Consider the following 235-nt stretch of genomic DNA (forward strand, 5'->3'; position numbering starts at 1 on the left):
GTTACTGGTTAATGTCGCACCAGATAAGCCGTCTACTTCAAAAGCAGAATCTGCACTGGCATTACCAGGCTTAACCACTTTAATCGCAGGCTGACCTGACTGATCAAGCAGTTTCTTACCAACGAATTGCGCAGACCATTTCGGGTTCTGTACTTCACCACCTAAGCCAGCAGTTTCACCTTGCTCATAGTAGTTTAGTCCCTGAATGGTAGTACCATCCGGACCCAGCGCCAGG

Annotated in this window: 1 protein-coding gene; it reads right to left on the bottom strand. The window is 48.5% G+C overall.

What is annotated here, in order from left to right:
* A partial coding sequence (locus R0J87_RS24805) for an FMN-binding protein (RefSeq protein ID WP_498889693.1) occupies positions 1–235 on the bottom strand: 235 nt, incomplete at both ends.

The sequence above is a fragment of the Halomonas sp. SIMBA_159 genome, from assembly GCF_046536035.1.
GTDB lineage: Bacteria > Pseudomonadota > Gammaproteobacteria > Pseudomonadales > Halomonadaceae > Vreelandella > Vreelandella venusta_A.